This window comes from Pseudomonas sp. ASL9 (assembly GCF_056680335.1).
Map to the genome: position 1 here is coordinate 4822501 of NZ_CM155277.1, position 13624 is coordinate 4836124.

Here is a 13624-nt window from a genome sequence, read left to right on the forward strand (position 1 = left end):
TAAAGGCAAAAGCGCGCTTGACTGCGAGACAGACACGTCGAGCAGGTACGAAAGTAGGTCTTAGTGATCCGGTGGTTCTGTATGGAAGGGCCATCGCTCAACGGATAAAAGGTACTCCGGGGATAACAGGCTGATACCGCCCAAGAGTTCATATCGACGGCGGTGTTTGGCACCTCGATGTCGGCTCATCACATCCTGGGGCTGAAGCCGGTCCCAAGGGTATGGCTGTTCGCCATTTAAAGTGGTACGCGAGCTGGGTTTAGAACGTCGTGAGACAGTTCGGTCCCTATCTGCCGTGGACGTTTGAGATTTGAGAGGGGCTGCTCCTAGTACGAGAGGACCGGAGTGGACGAACCTCTGGTGTTCCGGTTGTCACGCCAGTGGCATTGCCGGGTAGCTACGTTCGGAATAGATAACCGCTGAAAGCATCTAAGCGGGAAACTAGCCTCAAGATGAGATCTCACTGGGACCTTGAGTCCCCTGAAGGGCCGTCGAAGACTACGACGTTGATAGGTTGGGTGTGTAAGCGCTGTGAGGCGTTGAGCTAACCAATACTAATTGCCCGTGAGGCTTGACCATATAACACCCAAGCAATCTGCTGAGAGAAAAGCAGATTGATGTGTGTGAAGACGATACATGTCGAAAGTTTGCAGCCAACACACAAATCTATCACATCCCATTAGTTGGCCCGTTGCGCGCAAGCACCACGAGCCGGCAGCCGAATTTCTTGACGACCATAGAGCATTGGTACCACCTGATCCCATCCCGAACTCAGCAGTGAAACGATGCATCGTCGATGGTAGTGTGGGGTTTCCCCATGTGAGAGTAGGTCATCGTCAAGATTAAATTCCAGAACCCCTGTTTGCTTACGCAGACAGGGGTTTTGTTTGTGCGCAAGAAAGACAGGCCTAAAAAGTTGCACGTGGCGACGCGTAAAGCCCAATCGATAGATATAAAAAAACCACCAGATCGGTGGTTTTTTTGCATGCGACCCATAAACCCCACGTACCGTTAGATGGGCTTTACGTTTACCTTGGCATCTCTGGCGAGCAGTTCCACGGCAGCAAGGCTTCAAACGCTTCTACCGACGATGCATGTGGCAACCGCTCAAGTACGTGGCGCAGCCACGTATAGGGTTCCTGGCCGTTAGCCTTGGCGGTTTCGACCAGACTGTAGATCTGGGCACTGGCCGTCGCACCTCTGGGCGTATCGCTGAACAGCCAATTTTACGACCTATCACAAACGGCTTTACTGCTCTTTCGGCGACGTTGTTGTCGATGGGTAAAAAGCCGGCTTCCACGTAGCGCTCCAACCGGCTCCAGTTGCTGGCCAGATAACTGACGGCTCGGCCCAGCACGCTCTGCGGCGTAATCTGGGGATGTGTCTTCTCTAGCCAGCTTTTCAGTTGCGCCAGGACCGGAAAACTCTTTTCCTGCCGACCGACAACGCGTTGTTCATCGCTCACGTCTTTGAGTTCACGCTCGATGCCGTACAGCTTGTTAATCATCGTCACGGCTATATCGGCACGCCCAGTCTTGCCCTTGGGCTGCATTTTTTGCGCTTCGACGAACTTCCGTAGAACGTGCGCCAGGCAAGCCAGTCGCGTAACGCCCGGTTGCGCGCCCAAGGCGTTATAACCGGCGTAATCGTCCGTCATCACGTAGCCGCGATAACCTTCGAGCAGGCGCAAAGGCACCTCCTGTGTTTTGCGGATGTGTTTGATGACGCGGATCTGCATTGGCACGATCTCCAGCTGTTCGCTGGTTTCTTCACCGATGGTGTGTTTGCGGCAACCGCAGGCACAGGTCAGTTCGTGTTCGGGCAGTTCGTGGATAACTTCAATGCGCGGCAGCCCGGCGGGAGCAAGCACCCTCGCCACAATGGGGGAGTTTCTACGGGTTTTGCGGACCTGCACATAACGCATAACAGGGACAGACCACGATTTTTCCGTTCTGCGGATTTTGAAATCCTGGTCTGTCCTGCTGTTTCACACGCCGTTAGCCAGTTTCCCGGTAGACAACCGGCGCTTATAGGCGCTATCGCGGCTGGCCAGCCAGTAATACAGCGGTGAAGTCACCAGCAAACCCACCAACCAGGACAAATCCGCACCATCGATGTGCGCCGAAATCGGCCCGACATACAACGGCGTGTTCATGAACGGAATCTGCACGGCAATACCAATCGCATAGGCCAACAGCGCCTGAGGGTTATAACGCCCATAAATGCCGCCATCGACGTGGAAGATCGAGTCAATGTCGTACTGGCCTTTGTGAATGACGTAGAAGTCGATCAGGTTGATCGCGGTCCACGGCACCAGTACCACCAGCAGCACCAGCACCATGTCGACGAAGTGGCCGATGAAGTCAGCCGAGGCGCCGACGGCGGCAAAGCAGCAACTCGCCAGGACGATGATCGAGATGACTGCGCGGCTCTTGGCGGTCGGGATCCAGCGATCAGCGAAGGTCTGCACCAGGGTGATCAGCGACAGCACGGCGCCGTACAGGTTGAGGGCGTTGTGGCTGATCACGCTGAGTAGAAACAGCAACAGCATCAACGGGCCGATGGAGCCGGTGGCGAGTTTTACCGCGTCCATGGTGTCCATGCCCACGGGTGTTGCCAGTACCGCTACGGCGCCGAAGATGAACGAAAGGCTGGAGCCGAGCACAGTGCCCAGGTAGGTGGTCCAGAAGGTCGAAGCCACGGGCACATTGGCCGGCAGGTAACGCGAGTAGTCGGACACGTAGGGTGCAAACGCGATTTGCCAGAGCGCTGCCAGCGAGACAGTGGCCAGCCAGCCGGAGATGTTGAAGCTGCCGCGGGTGAGGAAGTCGACGGTCTGCACGTGGGTGAAGATGTAGCCGAAGCCCAGCACAATGCCAGCGCCGAGCACCCAGGTGCCGATGCGGTTGAGCACGTGGATGAAGCGGTAGCCGATGATGCCGATGATGCCCGAACCGAGGGCGCCGATAACGATGCCCACCGGCACTGGCACGCTGTCGATCACGCCATGCAGTGATTTACCGGCCAGGACGATGTTGGAGGCGAAGAAGCCGATGTACATGACCCCGGCGATCAGCACCACCAGCAGTGCGCCGAGCGAGCCGAACTGGGCGCGGCTCTGGATCATTTGCGGAATGCCCATCTGTGGGCCTTGCGCCGAGTGCAAGGCCATCAGCACCCCGCCGAGCAGGTGCCCAACCAGAATGGCGACGATGCCCCACACCAGGTTCAGGTGAAACAGTTGCACACCCAGGGCACCGGTGACGATGGGCAGCGGCGCGATGTTGCCGCCGAACCAGAGGGTGAACAGGTCTCTTACCTTTCCATGGCGATCTTCGGGAGGCACGTATCCAATCGTGTGTTTTTCGATGAGCGGAGCGGAGGTTGTTGCAGAGGTGACCATGGCGAACTCCAAGGCAAAGTGAGTACGTGGACGTACTTCGGTGAGCGCCGCACGAACGACGCTTTTCTTGTTGGAGTGATGATGTGCAATGCGCCGGGATAGATAAATTATTAAGTTTGTTGCTCTAGACGTTAAAAAAAGTATGCCCGTGGTTTTTGCGCCTCCGGTATGTTCAGCGTTGGTCGTGCGCCCAAAAAATACCTATTTGTGTCTTACTGATTGGGGGCGTAATCCGACTTTTCTGGAGGTCCGCATGGCCGCTTACAACCTGCGACAGCTTAGGTATTTTGTCACCGCCGCCGACTGCGGCAGCGTGGCTGAAGCCTCGCGCAAGCTCTATATCGCCCAACCGTCGGTGTCGACCGCCATCAAACACCTTGAAGAAAGCTTTGGCGTGCAGCTGTTTATTCGGCATCACGCGCAGGGTGTTTCACTGACGCCGAGCGGGTCGCGTTTTTACCGAAAAGCGCTTGAGCTGCTGCGGGTCGCTCACGAGTTTGAGCAGAATGCGCTGGCTGACAATGATGTGGTGGCGGGGCAGATCGATATTGGCTGCTTTGAAACGGTTGCACCGCTCTACCTGCCACGTTTGATCGCAGGTTTCAGAGAGCGCTGGCCGGGTGTGGAGATACGTATTCGGGATGGGGAGCAGCAGGAATTGGTGCAGGCACTGACCGCCGGCAGCATCGACATGGCGATGCTGTTCGAACATGACCTGGACAGCACGATCGAGACGGTTCCGCTGATGCCGCCCCAGCAGCCATACGCTTTGCTGCCGGCGGACCACCGCTTCGCGCAACAGGCGAAGGTGTCGTTGGACGACCTGGTACTGGAGCCGATGATTTTGCTGGACGTGGTGCCCAGCCGGACCTATTTCGTCAGCATTTTTGAAGAGCGCGGGCTGAGGCCGCACATCGTGTTCAGCTCACCTTCCATCGAGATGGTCAGGGGCATGGTCGGGCGGGGCTTTGGGTTTTCCATTCTGGTAACCAAGCCATTTTCTGAATACACCTATGACGGGCAAAAAGTCGTGTGTGTGCCGCTGGCCGAAACGGTGACGGGCTCAGGTTTATCCGCGGCCTGGCTGCGCCGAGCGCAATTGACCAAGCCGGTGCAACTGTTCGTTGATTATTGCCAGGAAGAACTGGCCCGACTGTATACCTAGCTCGGGCCATCGCGACTTAGCTGCAAATCGATAACAGCATCCGTTGCAGCATTGCGTCGCAGCCTGTGAGTTGCGCCAGGCTGACAAACTCGTCCGGCTTGTGGCCTTGATCCATGCTACCCGGCCCGCAGACCACCGTCGCAATACCCGCCGCGTCAAACAGCCCGCCCTCGGTGCCGAACGCCACTGTACCGAACTCCCTGGAGCCCGAGAATGCGGCGATCAGCTCAGCCGCCTCGCTGCGAGCATCGGTGGCCAAACCGGGATACGCCGCCAACTCACTGAAGCGGATAGCGCTCTGATTGCTCACGGCGCGCATGCGGGGTAACACCTGCTGCTCGGCGTAAGTCTTCAGCTCTTGCGCAACAACACCTGGGTCCTGTGAGGGCAGCGCGCGGATTTCAAAATCAAAGCGGCAATCGGCGGGGACGATATTCAAGGCCTTGCCGCCGGAGATGACCCCGGTTTGCACCGTGCTGAACGGCGGATCGAAACGAGCGTCGTGATGCTCTGGCGCTTTGAGTCTGTTGCCAATCCGCCCGAGTTCACCAATCAGTTCTGCGGCGTATTCAATGGCATTCACCCCGAGCGGGGCATACGCGGAATGGCACGCTTCACCGTGAATATCGCAGCGCATGGCCAGTTTGCCCTTATGGCCAAGCACCGGTTTGAGCTCGGTCGGCTCGCCAATGATGCAAAGCATCGGTTTGACCGGGCGCTGCTCGAGTGCTTTCAGCAGCGAGCGGGCCCCAAGACAGCCGACTTCTTCATCGTAGGAAAGCGCGATATGCACCGGTAGCCGAAGAGGGGCCTTCACCAGGGACGGAACCAAGGCGAGTACGCAGGCGATATAGCCTTTCATATCCGCTGTGCCGCGGCCGTACAGCTTGCCGTCGCGCTCAGTGAGCTGGAACGCAGGAACGGTCCACGGCTGGCCGTCAACGGGCACCACATCGGTGTGTCCCGACAGCACGATGCCGGGCTGATCCTTCGGGCCGATTGTCGCGAAGAGATTGGCCTTGCTGCGCTGGTCGTTGTAGATCAGCTCGCAAGGCACATCGAAGCGTGCGAGGTAGTCCCGGACAAATTCGATGAGGTGCAGGTTTGATTCGCGGCTCGTGGTGTCAAACGCCACCAACGCTTTAAGCAAATCGAGGCTTTTACTCATCTGTCGTCTCCAGCGACACCGTAGCCAGGCGACTTGGCGGGGTCCAGGGCACGATCAATGTAATCCTGAACCTGTGGGCGATAGGTACCCCACAACTGTTCTAATTGGCTGACCGGATCCTGATCAGCCCAATCAACCCTCAGGTTGATAATCGGCCAGGTCAGCTCGCCGACCACCACCACAGCGGCAGAATGCACGGCCCCGGCTTCGCCTCCCGCCGCCACAGCCGCTTTCAGCGCCGCCAGCAAGCGATCGGTCAGTTGACCCTCACCATTTTCGAATGCCTTGACCATCGCCTCGATCACCGAACGATCGGCCAGCATGTTACCGGCAGCCACGCATTGCTCGCCCGACACGGCATTATGGTTGCCCAACGTTTGCGTGCCGCTGAAGTGCGCGGTCTGACCGAGATGGTCAATCACGGTGATCTGTCGATACTGGCTATAGCCATTACGGGTCAAGACCTTGTCCAGGGCCTCGGCGGGCGCAAGGCCTTGCTCCATGAGATCGAGTACTTCCGGGCCGAGTGACGGCAAGGTGATGTTTTGGGTCGATACGGCGCCGACGCCGGGACGCAGCCATGGGCAGCGTGCGCCGACGGCGATACTCGATGAACTGATAGCAATGCCGAACTGACCGGTTTCGGGGCAACGTGCTGCGATGGAAAAGGTCATGTCTTGGCTCCTGTTTAGTCGGGCTGTTTACTCGGGGATCACGGCAATCACGTCAATTTCCATCAGCCACTGCGGCTGGCCCAGTGCCGATACCACCAGACCGGTCGAGATCGGAAAGACCCCTTTAAGCCACTTGCCTACTTCCTGATAGACCGGCTCGCGGTAACGAGGATCGATAAGGTAGGTGGTGGTTTTAACGATGTGGCTGAGGTCGCTGCCGGCTTCCTCCAGTAACTGTTTGACGTTGTGCATGGCTTGCTCGGTTTGCGCACGAGCGTCGCCGAGACCCACCAGGTTGCCGTCGAAGTCGGTGCCGACCTGGCCACGAACATAGACGGTGTTGCCAGCCCGGACCGCTTGGCACAAGTCATTGTCCAGGCTCTGGTTAGGGTAGGTTTCTTTGGTGTTGAACATGCGAATTCGGGTATGGGTTGGCTTGGACATCTGAAGCTCCTAGGGAAGAAAGGCAAAACCTGGCCCGGCGGTTCAACCGCCGGTGCGGATTTTGAGCATCAAGCGGTTACCGTTGTTTTATTGGCGGCCGGTGCGGCCGGTGCGGTTTCGCAGTCTTCTGCCTGGCGTTGCGCGGCATCCCTGTAGGCGAGGTACTTACGCTGCGTGGCGATATGATCAGCCACATGCTTGGCGTCGTGCCAAACGCCCCAGATGAACGAGGAGCCACGATGCGACTGCCATGGCAGGCCCAGGAAATACACGCCAGGCTCGCTCGAAACGCCCCGCTGATGCTGCGGCTTACCATTGGCGTCGAAGGCGTCGACCTTCAGCCAGCTGTAATCAACGGCAAAACCGGTTGCCCAGATGATCGATGTCACGCCGGCCTCGGCCAGGTCGAGCTCAAGAATCGGATGGGTCACACACGCCGGGTCCGCGAAGGTATGCCGGGCTTCAGGTTCTTCTGGCAGGTCCAGACCATTGCGCTCGATGTAGGCGTCAGCCGCATTGAGCAGCGCCAGATAGTTCTCATCGCCGCGCGCCAGGTTGTCGGCAAGATTCGGCTGGAAGGTCGCCACGGCACCCTTGAACGATTGGGTCAGGCCAACCAGCGTCATGCCGCGATGAGCAAGCCCGCGGAAATCCACCGTGCGGCCGCCATGCGCACCGCTGACGGCGATGGTGACGTGTTCCCGGCCTGGCTTCATGGCGGCCTGATCCCATTCGCCGAGCGCGCCCAACCACCAGCAGAAGTCACGGTTGCGATAGGCGCGAGGAGGGCGATCATGTGCGCCAACCGAGAGGTAAACCTGCTTGCCGGCACGCTGCAATTCATCGGCGATCTGCACCCCCGACGACCCGGCGCCCACGACCAAAACGGCGCCCTCGGGCAGTTGCGCTGGATTGCGGTATTCGGCGGAGTGGATCTGGGTGAATGGCTGATCTTGCGGGGCGATCGGCGGGATAACCGGACGCTGGAAAGGTCCGGTGGCGGCCACCACACGGCTGGCCTCGATCACGCCCTCGGAAGTTTCAATGGTGAAGCCCGGCCGGCCAACATTGCGTTCCACCTTCTTTACTTCCACGCCGGTGCGGATGGGCGCATTGAACTTCTTGGCATAGGCTTCGAAATAATCCGCAACCCGTTCCTTCGGGGCAAAGCCGTCGGGACTGAGATCGTCGAACTCAAGCCCCGGAAAACAATCGTGCCAGGCCGGACCGTTGGCAACCAGCGAATCCCAGCGTTCGGTGCGCCAGCGTTCGGCGATACGATTGCGCTCCAGCACGAGGTGGGACACGCCGAGTTTGCTCAGGTGTTCACTCATGGCCACCCCAGCCTGACCGGCGCCAACAACAAGCGTATCTATTTTTATTTTATCAATGGTCATCTCTACACCCTTCTAAAAAGCAGCTGGATTCAAGTCGGACATGGCTTGCCATCTCTTGGGGCAAGACTAGGGATCACCCCTGTATTGGTAAAATATTATTAAGCTGGTAATTGACGATAAATAACTGATGCAGAGCCTTTGTCGGCAAGGATCGCGTCCAAAAACTGATGCGATTTCACGGCACCACTGGCGTTCTCCATACAGACGTCTAACGACATTACGTCAGGGCATTACTGTGCAGGAGCGACCACGCGGAATTTGATGTGGATATCGTTGGAAATGATGCCGACATCAGCCCACTCGCCCTCACCGATATTGAAGTCGGCGCGGTTCAGGATGAATTCGCCATCGAATACGCCGATGGAGTTCTGCGGCTTCAAAATGATCTGCGCGCTGACGTCTCGGGTGTGGCCCTTGAGCGAGAGCGTGCCGGTGACCTCGTAGCGGTTGTTGTCTAGCACCCTCACGCTGCTCGATTCAAACTTCGCCACGGGATACGCGGCGGTGTTGAACCATGCGGGTTTTTGCAGTTCGCTGTTGGCGTCGCTGGTGCCAGCGTCGATGCTGGCGAGTTGGATGGTGAGCTCTGCGTGGGCGGCTGCGGGGTTGGCCGAGTCAAAATCGAGCTTGGCGTCGAACTTGCCGAAACTGCCGTACACCCTCGCGCCCATCTGGGTGTAAGTGAAGGCGATTTGGCTGGCAGCCGCGTTGACTCGCTTGTATTCAACGGCGTGGGCGCAGGTCAAGGCGCCGAGCGAGAGTGCAACGGCCAACGCGGCAGACGTCAGGAATCGATAACTCATAGGACTCTCCGGTTGGGGCGCGAGCGTCATGGAGTGAAGTGCCGTGGGTCAGTTTTTGCTCTTGAGCGGTAGTATGCGCGTGAGGACATCGTCGTGATCGATGAAGTGATGCTTCAGTGCGGCACCCGTATGGGCGATCACGAGACCGAGCAACGTGAAGTTGAGCACCTCATGCACGTCCTTCAAGCGGTCACCCAGCGCCGGGTCCTTGGGAAGCAGATCCGGCAGTGGCAGGACTCCAAACCACACGGTCTGGAAGCCTTTCGCCGACCCCATCAGCCAGCCGCTGACTGGAATCGCGATCATCAGGGCATACAGCAGCCAATGCATGGCATGGGACGTGAAACGCAACACGTCCGAGGTCGCCGCTGGCAGAGGTGGTACGGGGTGGGTCAGGCGCCAGGCGAGTCGTATAAGTACCAGGGAAAACAGGGTCACGCCTGCCCACTTGTGCCATGAGAACAGTTTCAGCTTGGTCGGCGAAAGTGGAATGTCGGGCATGTAGAAACCGAGCGCGAAGGTGCCGATCAGCCCCAGAGCCACGAGCCAGTGGAGGGCAATCGCCGTGCGGGTGTAACGCTGCGTCATGAGTACTCCGCCTCAACCTGCCGGGGGGGGCTGGGGATAACTTAAGGTTAGACGAATTAGAGGGTGGTCATGCCCAGTATATGGGCCCACCAATCCAGGAGCTTTTTTTGATGACTAGATTCGATGACTAGAACGGTTGCGCTTGTGGTTTTTTCCGGCGTGCAGTCCCTGGACGTAACGGGACCGATGGACGTGTTCGCGGAGGCGAATCGGTTTCTTCTACCGGAAGAGCACTACTTGCTGGATGTTATTGGTGTGGAGCGTGGCCTGCTGCACTGTTCGAACGGGTTGGCGATCCAGGCCCACCGGCATTTCAGCGAAGCACTGGAAGGGTACGACCTGCTGCTGTGCGCAGGCGGGCCGGGCCTTCCACAACAGCATTTTGGTGACGCGTTTTATGCGTGGTTGATTGAGCAGAGCCAGCGCTCGAATCGCTTTGGCTCGATCTGTAATGGCGCCTTTATGTTGGCGCGCGCGGGGCTGCTGGATGGCCGCACAGCAACGACTCATTGGAGTGATGCCGCCGCACTGGCCACCTTATGCCCGACGACACAGGTCGAGGCTGATCGACTTTATGTGCAGGACGGCGAACTGTTCACGTCGGCAGGCGTGACGTCGGGCATTGATCTGTCATTGTATCTGCTGTCGAAGGATCATGGTCCGGAAGTCGCCTTGAAGGTGGCTAAGCGTCTGGTGGTGTTCACTCAGCGCTCAGGCGGGCAATCGCAATTCAGCCCTTTTCTGACACCCCACGCGCAAGCGTCTTCACCCGTCGCGGAGGTTCAGCAGTACGTGCTGGCAAACCTGACGGGTGATCTGACCATCGCCGAGCTGGCCAAAGCCTCCAACATGAGCCAGCGCAATTTTTCTCGGGTGTTTGTTCGGGAGTCTAAAGTCACCCCGGCAGAATTTGTCGAGCGGGCGCGAGTAGACGCGGCACGAGTGATTCTGGAAAGCGGCAACTTACCGTTGAAAACCGTGGCCTACCACTGTGGCTTTCGCGACGCCTATCACATGCGCAGTGTGTTCAAAAGGCGGCTAGGGGTTTCGCCGCAACAGTTTCGCATGAGCTTCGGGGCGCCCATCGATCACGATGCTTCCAAACGTTGATCCTCAATGGGGGCCGTTCACTGGCGGGGCTTTTCAGGTTGATTTACCCGTCCCGACTTTGCGGGTGGCTGTTTTGCGTTTCTTCTTCCTGAAGGCGCCGACGCCTCCGGGCGGGCTCGCGGGGCCGGTGATGGTCAAGTTCAGGCCGGTGCAGCGCGCCACTTGTTTGCTCATCCAGGCTGACTGTTTGGCCACGAAATCTTCCAGGCTCATCTCGCCGCTTTGCACCATATCCAGTGCTTGCTCCCAGATAGCGGTGGTGCCGGGGTCGGCGATGGCGCGGGGGACGGCATCGATCAGGCTGAACGCTGCGGGGGTGGCGGCCAATGCCTTACCCTGTTTGGTCATGTAACCTCGGTCCAGCAATCCCTGGATGATCCCGGCGCGTGTCGCCTCGGTACCGATACCCGTGGTGTCCTTGAGTTTCTGCTTAAGCCGGGGATCGCTTACCAGCTTGGCAACGTTTTTCATCGCCTTGATCAAATCGCCCTCGGTGAAGGGCTTTGGCGGCTGGGTCCATAGATCCTTCAGCGTTACCTCCTTAACGGCGCAAACTTGTCCCTTGATCAAGGCTGGGAGTGCCTGCGGGGGAGGGGGTTCGTTACCTTTAGTGGGCGTCAGCGCTTGTGGCAGCGCACGCCGCCAGCCAGGTTCGACGATTCGCTTGCCCACCGCTCGCAATGCCTGCCCGGCGCACTCGAAGTCCGCCTGGGTTCTATCGTATTCGTGGTTTGGCAGGAACTGCGCCAGATAGCGTGCGCGTATCAAGGTGTAGACTGCCCGTTGTTTGCCTTCCAGGCGCCCAAGGTTTGTCGTTGCGGCAGTCGGGATGATGCCGTGGTGGGCGCTGACCTTGGCGTCGTTCCAAGCCCGTGAACGGCGCTGCGGGTCGACGTGCTTCAGCAGGTCGACCAAGCCTGGGTCGGCACGCCCCAGGCCAGCCAGTATTGTCGCTGCCTCGCTGTGCTGGCTCAGTGGCAAGTAGCCGCAATCGCTGCGCGGGTAGGTGATGATTTTGTGATTCTCGTAGAGCGCCTGGGCGATATCCAGGGTTTCCTGTGCGCCAAGCCCCAGTTTTTTCGAGCACACTTCCTGCAACGTACCCAGGTCAAAAAGCAACGGCGGCGCCTCGCGAATACGCTCCGTGCGCAGCGTGGTCACCTGGGCATCAACGGCGTTGCGCAACATCGCAGCAGCCTCTTTGGCCAGCGTTTGGTCCTGACAGCGACCCTGCTCGTCGCACGCGTCTTCTGGCGCGCGCCATTGCGCAGAAAAAGACGTCTCACCGCTGATGAGCTGTACTTCGATGGACCAGTGCGGGACGGGCACGAAATCAGCAATGCTGCGGTCGCGGTCCACCACCAGGCGAAGGGTCGGTGTCTGTACGCGACCCACCGGTAATACACCCTGATAGCCGGACTGGCGCCCGAGCAACGTGAATAATCGGCTCATGTTGATGCCGATCAGCCAGTCGGCACGGGAGCGGCCCAGCGCCGAATGGTAGAGACTGAATGTCTCGGCACCAGGCTTGAGCAGGGCCAATGCCTTGCGGATCGAGGCATCGTCCAGCGCCGACAGCCAGAGTCGTTGAATCGGTCCGCGATACCGACAATGCTCCACCAATTCCCGGGCAATCATCTCGCCCTCACGGTCGGCATCGGTGGCAATGACCAGCTCATGGGCTTCGCCGAGCAAGCGTTTGACGGTTTTAAATTGACCCGCAGTCTTCGGTTTGACCAGCATCTTCCATTTTTCGGGAACGATGGGCAGATCGGCCAGATTCCAGCGTTTGTAGCGGGTGTCATAGGCGTCGGGTGGTGCGGCTTCCAGCAGATGGCCGATGCACCAGGTCACCGTTATGTTCGATCCCACCCAGCAACCGTCGCCACGTCGGGTGGCGCCGAGCACTTTGGCGATGTCTTTGGCCTGGGAAGGTTTTTCGCACAGGAAGAGCCGCATGGTCATCATCGTTCATTTGTTGCCGGGATGACGTGCAGCATGCGCAGTGTTGGGTGTTCAGGCAACCTTTATCTGTATGGATATACAGTTTGTATCGGTACAGGGTTATGGGTTGTAAAGCCCGAAACAAGCACGAAACAGCACCTCCAGCACTGACAGGTTGCCTTTGACGCTACTGATCTTGGTCGGCACCTCGCCTTTGGGGTAACGCCTCACGGTCGGTAGCTCAACGCAGCGATAACCCAGTTTCGGCGCGCGATAGGAGAGGTAGGCAAGCAATTCGTAAGTCATGAACACATCACGAAATAGCGCGACTTTCGGGTCCAGCAGCAACGTGCGACTGTAGGCACGAAAACCCTGGGTGGTGTCGGTCCACTTAAACCCGGAAGACACACTCAGCATCGGCGCATGAATAAAGCGGATCGCGAAGTCGCGCGATTTTGGCGTGTTCTCTGCGACGCCACCTGAGACGAAACGGGACGCCTGGACGAAATCGACGCCTTGCTTGAGCGCTTCAATAAACCGCGGGATGGCTTCTGGATCATCCTTGTCGTTGCCGTCAATCGTAACGATGCCTGCATAGCCTTGATCGAGTGCAAAGGCGTAAGCGCAGCGGAGCTGGGCGCTTAGCTTGCCCGGTGCGGTCTTGACCAGCAGCCCACGAACACCGACCTGTTGCAGCGCGTCCAATGCCAGCGAGCCATCGGTGCTCCCGCCATCCACGATGATGATGTCGGCGATACCGTGGAGGTTAAGGGCCGCCATTCGGCTCAGCAGACGCTTGATTCGTTCCCCTTCATTGACGACCGGAATCACAATGCACCAAGGGTGCTGACGGCCGAGCCATAGAGGCGTTTCAAAGGACGGCACTTGCCAGGCGCTACGAATGGCAGAAGGAATATCAGAAGTCATT

11 protein-coding genes, 2 rRNA genes and 1 pseudogene (1 of these 14 cut by a window edge) are annotated in these 13624 nt (G+C 58.5%); 4 read left to right on the forward strand and 10 right to left on the reverse strand.

Going from position 1 to position 13624, the window contains the following annotated elements:
• Both AC1ME2_RS22240 and rrf read left to right on the forward strand, forming a co-directional pair.
• Positions 1 to 579 (forward strand): 23S ribosomal RNA (locus tag AC1ME2_RS22240) (it extends 2312 nt beyond the left edge of the window).
• Between the two features lie 147 nt (positions 580 to 726).
• Positions 727 to 842, forward strand: a 5S ribosomal RNA gene (gene rrf, locus AC1ME2_RS22245).
• Positions 843 to 1028: 186 nt separating this feature from the next.
• On the opposite strand, the pseudogene tnpC reads toward rrf, so the two are convergent.
• A pseudogene (tnpC, locus tag AC1ME2_RS22250) lies at positions 1029 to 1858 on the reverse strand (IS66 family transposase); the annotation flags it as partial.
• Positions 1859 to 1987: 129 nt separating this feature from the next.
• Positions 1988 to 3403 carry a purine-cytosine permease family protein gene (locus AC1ME2_RS22255; RefSeq protein WP_480436817.1) on the reverse strand — a complete coding sequence of 472 codons (1416 nt, stop codon included), beginning with the start codon at positions 3401 to 3403 and terminating at the stop codon, positions 1988 to 1990.
• Between the two features lie 253 nt (positions 3404 to 3656).
• On the opposite strand from AC1ME2_RS22255, the gene AC1ME2_RS22260 reads away from it, so the two are divergent.
• Positions 3657 to 4568 (forward strand): LysR family transcriptional regulator, encoded by a 912-nt coding sequence (locus tag AC1ME2_RS22260; protein WP_480436819.1) that lies wholly within the window; start codon positions 3657 to 3659, stop codon positions 4566 to 4568.
• Between the two features lie 16 nt (positions 4569 to 4584).
• Here the strand turns inward: AC1ME2_RS22260 and argE are convergent, their stop codons facing one another.
• The 6 genes from argE to AC1ME2_RS22290 form a co-directional block, all read right to left on the reverse strand.
• Positions 4585 to 5736 (reverse strand): acetylornithine deacetylase, encoded by a 1152-nt coding sequence (argE, locus tag AC1ME2_RS22265; RefSeq protein ID WP_480436821.1) that lies wholly within the window; start codon positions 5734 to 5736, stop codon positions 4585 to 4587.
• Positions 5733 to 6410, reverse strand: coding sequence for a DUF1028 domain-containing protein (locus AC1ME2_RS22270; RefSeq protein ID WP_480436822.1), 678 nt, complete (start codon positions 6408 to 6410; stop codon positions 5733 to 5735). Before AC1ME2_RS22270 ends, argE begins: the two co-directional genes overlap by 4 nt.
• A gap of 27 nt (positions 6411 to 6437) precedes the next feature.
• Positions 6438 to 6854 (reverse strand): RidA family protein, encoded by a 417-nt coding sequence (locus AC1ME2_RS22275; RefSeq protein WP_480436824.1) that lies wholly within the window; start codon positions 6852 to 6854, stop codon positions 6438 to 6440.
• A 68-nt stretch (positions 6855 to 6922) separates the two neighbouring features.
• Positions 6923 to 8251 (reverse strand): flavin-containing monooxygenase, encoded by a 1329-nt coding sequence (locus AC1ME2_RS22280; RefSeq protein ID WP_480436826.1) that lies wholly within the window; start codon positions 8249 to 8251, stop codon positions 6923 to 6925.
• Between the two features lie 230 nt (positions 8252 to 8481).
• Positions 8482 to 9054, reverse strand: a complete 573-nt coding sequence (locus tag AC1ME2_RS22285; RefSeq protein WP_480436827.1) for a YceI family protein — start codon at positions 9052 to 9054, stop codon at positions 8482 to 8484.
• 48 nt (positions 9055 to 9102) lie between these two features.
• On the reverse strand, positions 9103 to 9642 hold the full coding sequence (locus AC1ME2_RS22290; RefSeq protein ID WP_480436829.1) for a cytochrome b: 540 nt from the start codon (positions 9640 to 9642) through the stop codon (positions 9103 to 9105).
• A 123-nt stretch (positions 9643 to 9765) separates the two neighbouring features.
• Here AC1ME2_RS22290 and AC1ME2_RS22295 point away from each other — a divergent pair, with 123 nt between their 5' ends.
• Entirely contained in the window at positions 9766 to 10752 is a 987-nt protein-coding gene (locus AC1ME2_RS22295) for a GlxA family transcriptional regulator (protein WP_480436831.1), read from the forward strand.
• Positions 10753 to 10785: 33 nt separating this feature from the next.
• Here AC1ME2_RS22295 and AC1ME2_RS22300 read toward each other — a convergent pair whose 3' ends face one another.
• Positions 10786 to 12711, reverse strand: a complete 1926-nt coding sequence (locus tag AC1ME2_RS22300; RefSeq protein WP_480436832.1) for a DNA topoisomerase III — start codon at positions 12709 to 12711, stop codon at positions 10786 to 10788.
• Between the two features lie 105 nt (positions 12712 to 12816).
• On the reverse strand, positions 12817 to 13623 hold the full coding sequence (locus AC1ME2_RS22305) for a glycosyltransferase family 2 protein (RefSeq protein WP_480436833.1): 807 nt from the start codon (positions 13621 to 13623) through the stop codon (positions 12817 to 12819).
• Position 13624: the final 1 nt, after the last annotated feature.

Coding starts and splice junctions, on each gene's coding strand:
- AC1ME2_RS22255 (WP_480436817.1), bottom strand. CDS start 3,403: ATGGTCACCTCTGCAACAACCTCCGCTCCGCTCATCGAAAAACACACG.
- AC1ME2_RS22260 (WP_480436819.1), top strand. CDS start 3,657: ATGGCCGCTTACAACCTGCGACAGCTTAGGTATTTTGTCACCGCCGCC.
- argE (WP_480436821.1), bottom strand. CDS start 5,736: ATGAGTAAAAGCCTCGATTTGCTTAAAGCGTTGGTGGCGTTTGACACC.
- AC1ME2_RS22270 (WP_480436822.1), bottom strand. CDS start 6,410: ATGACCTTTTCCATCGCAGCACGTTGCCCCGAAACCGGTCAGTTCGGC.
- AC1ME2_RS22275 (WP_480436824.1), bottom strand. CDS start 6,854: ATGTCCAAGCCAACCCATACCCGAATTCGCATGTTCAACACCAAAGAA.
- AC1ME2_RS22280 (WP_480436826.1), bottom strand. CDS start 8,251: ATGACCATTGATAAAATAAAAATAGATACGCTTGTTGTTGGCGCCGGT.
- AC1ME2_RS22285 (WP_480436827.1), bottom strand. CDS start 9,054: ATGAGTTATCGATTCCTGACGTCTGCCGCGTTGGCCGTTGCACTCTCG.
- AC1ME2_RS22290 (WP_480436829.1), bottom strand. CDS start 9,642: ATGACGCAGCGTTACACCCGCACGGCGATTGCCCTCCACTGGCTCGTG.
- AC1ME2_RS22295 (WP_480436831.1), top strand. CDS start 9,766: ATGACTAGAACGGTTGCGCTTGTGGTTTTTTCCGGCGTGCAGTCCCTG.
- AC1ME2_RS22300 (WP_480436832.1), bottom strand. CDS start 12,711: ATGCGGCTCTTCCTGTGCGAAAAACCTTCCCAGGCCAAAGACATCGCC.
- AC1ME2_RS22305 (WP_480436833.1), bottom strand. CDS start 13,623: ATGACTTCTGATATTCCTTCTGCCATTCGTAGCGCCTGGCAAGTGCCG.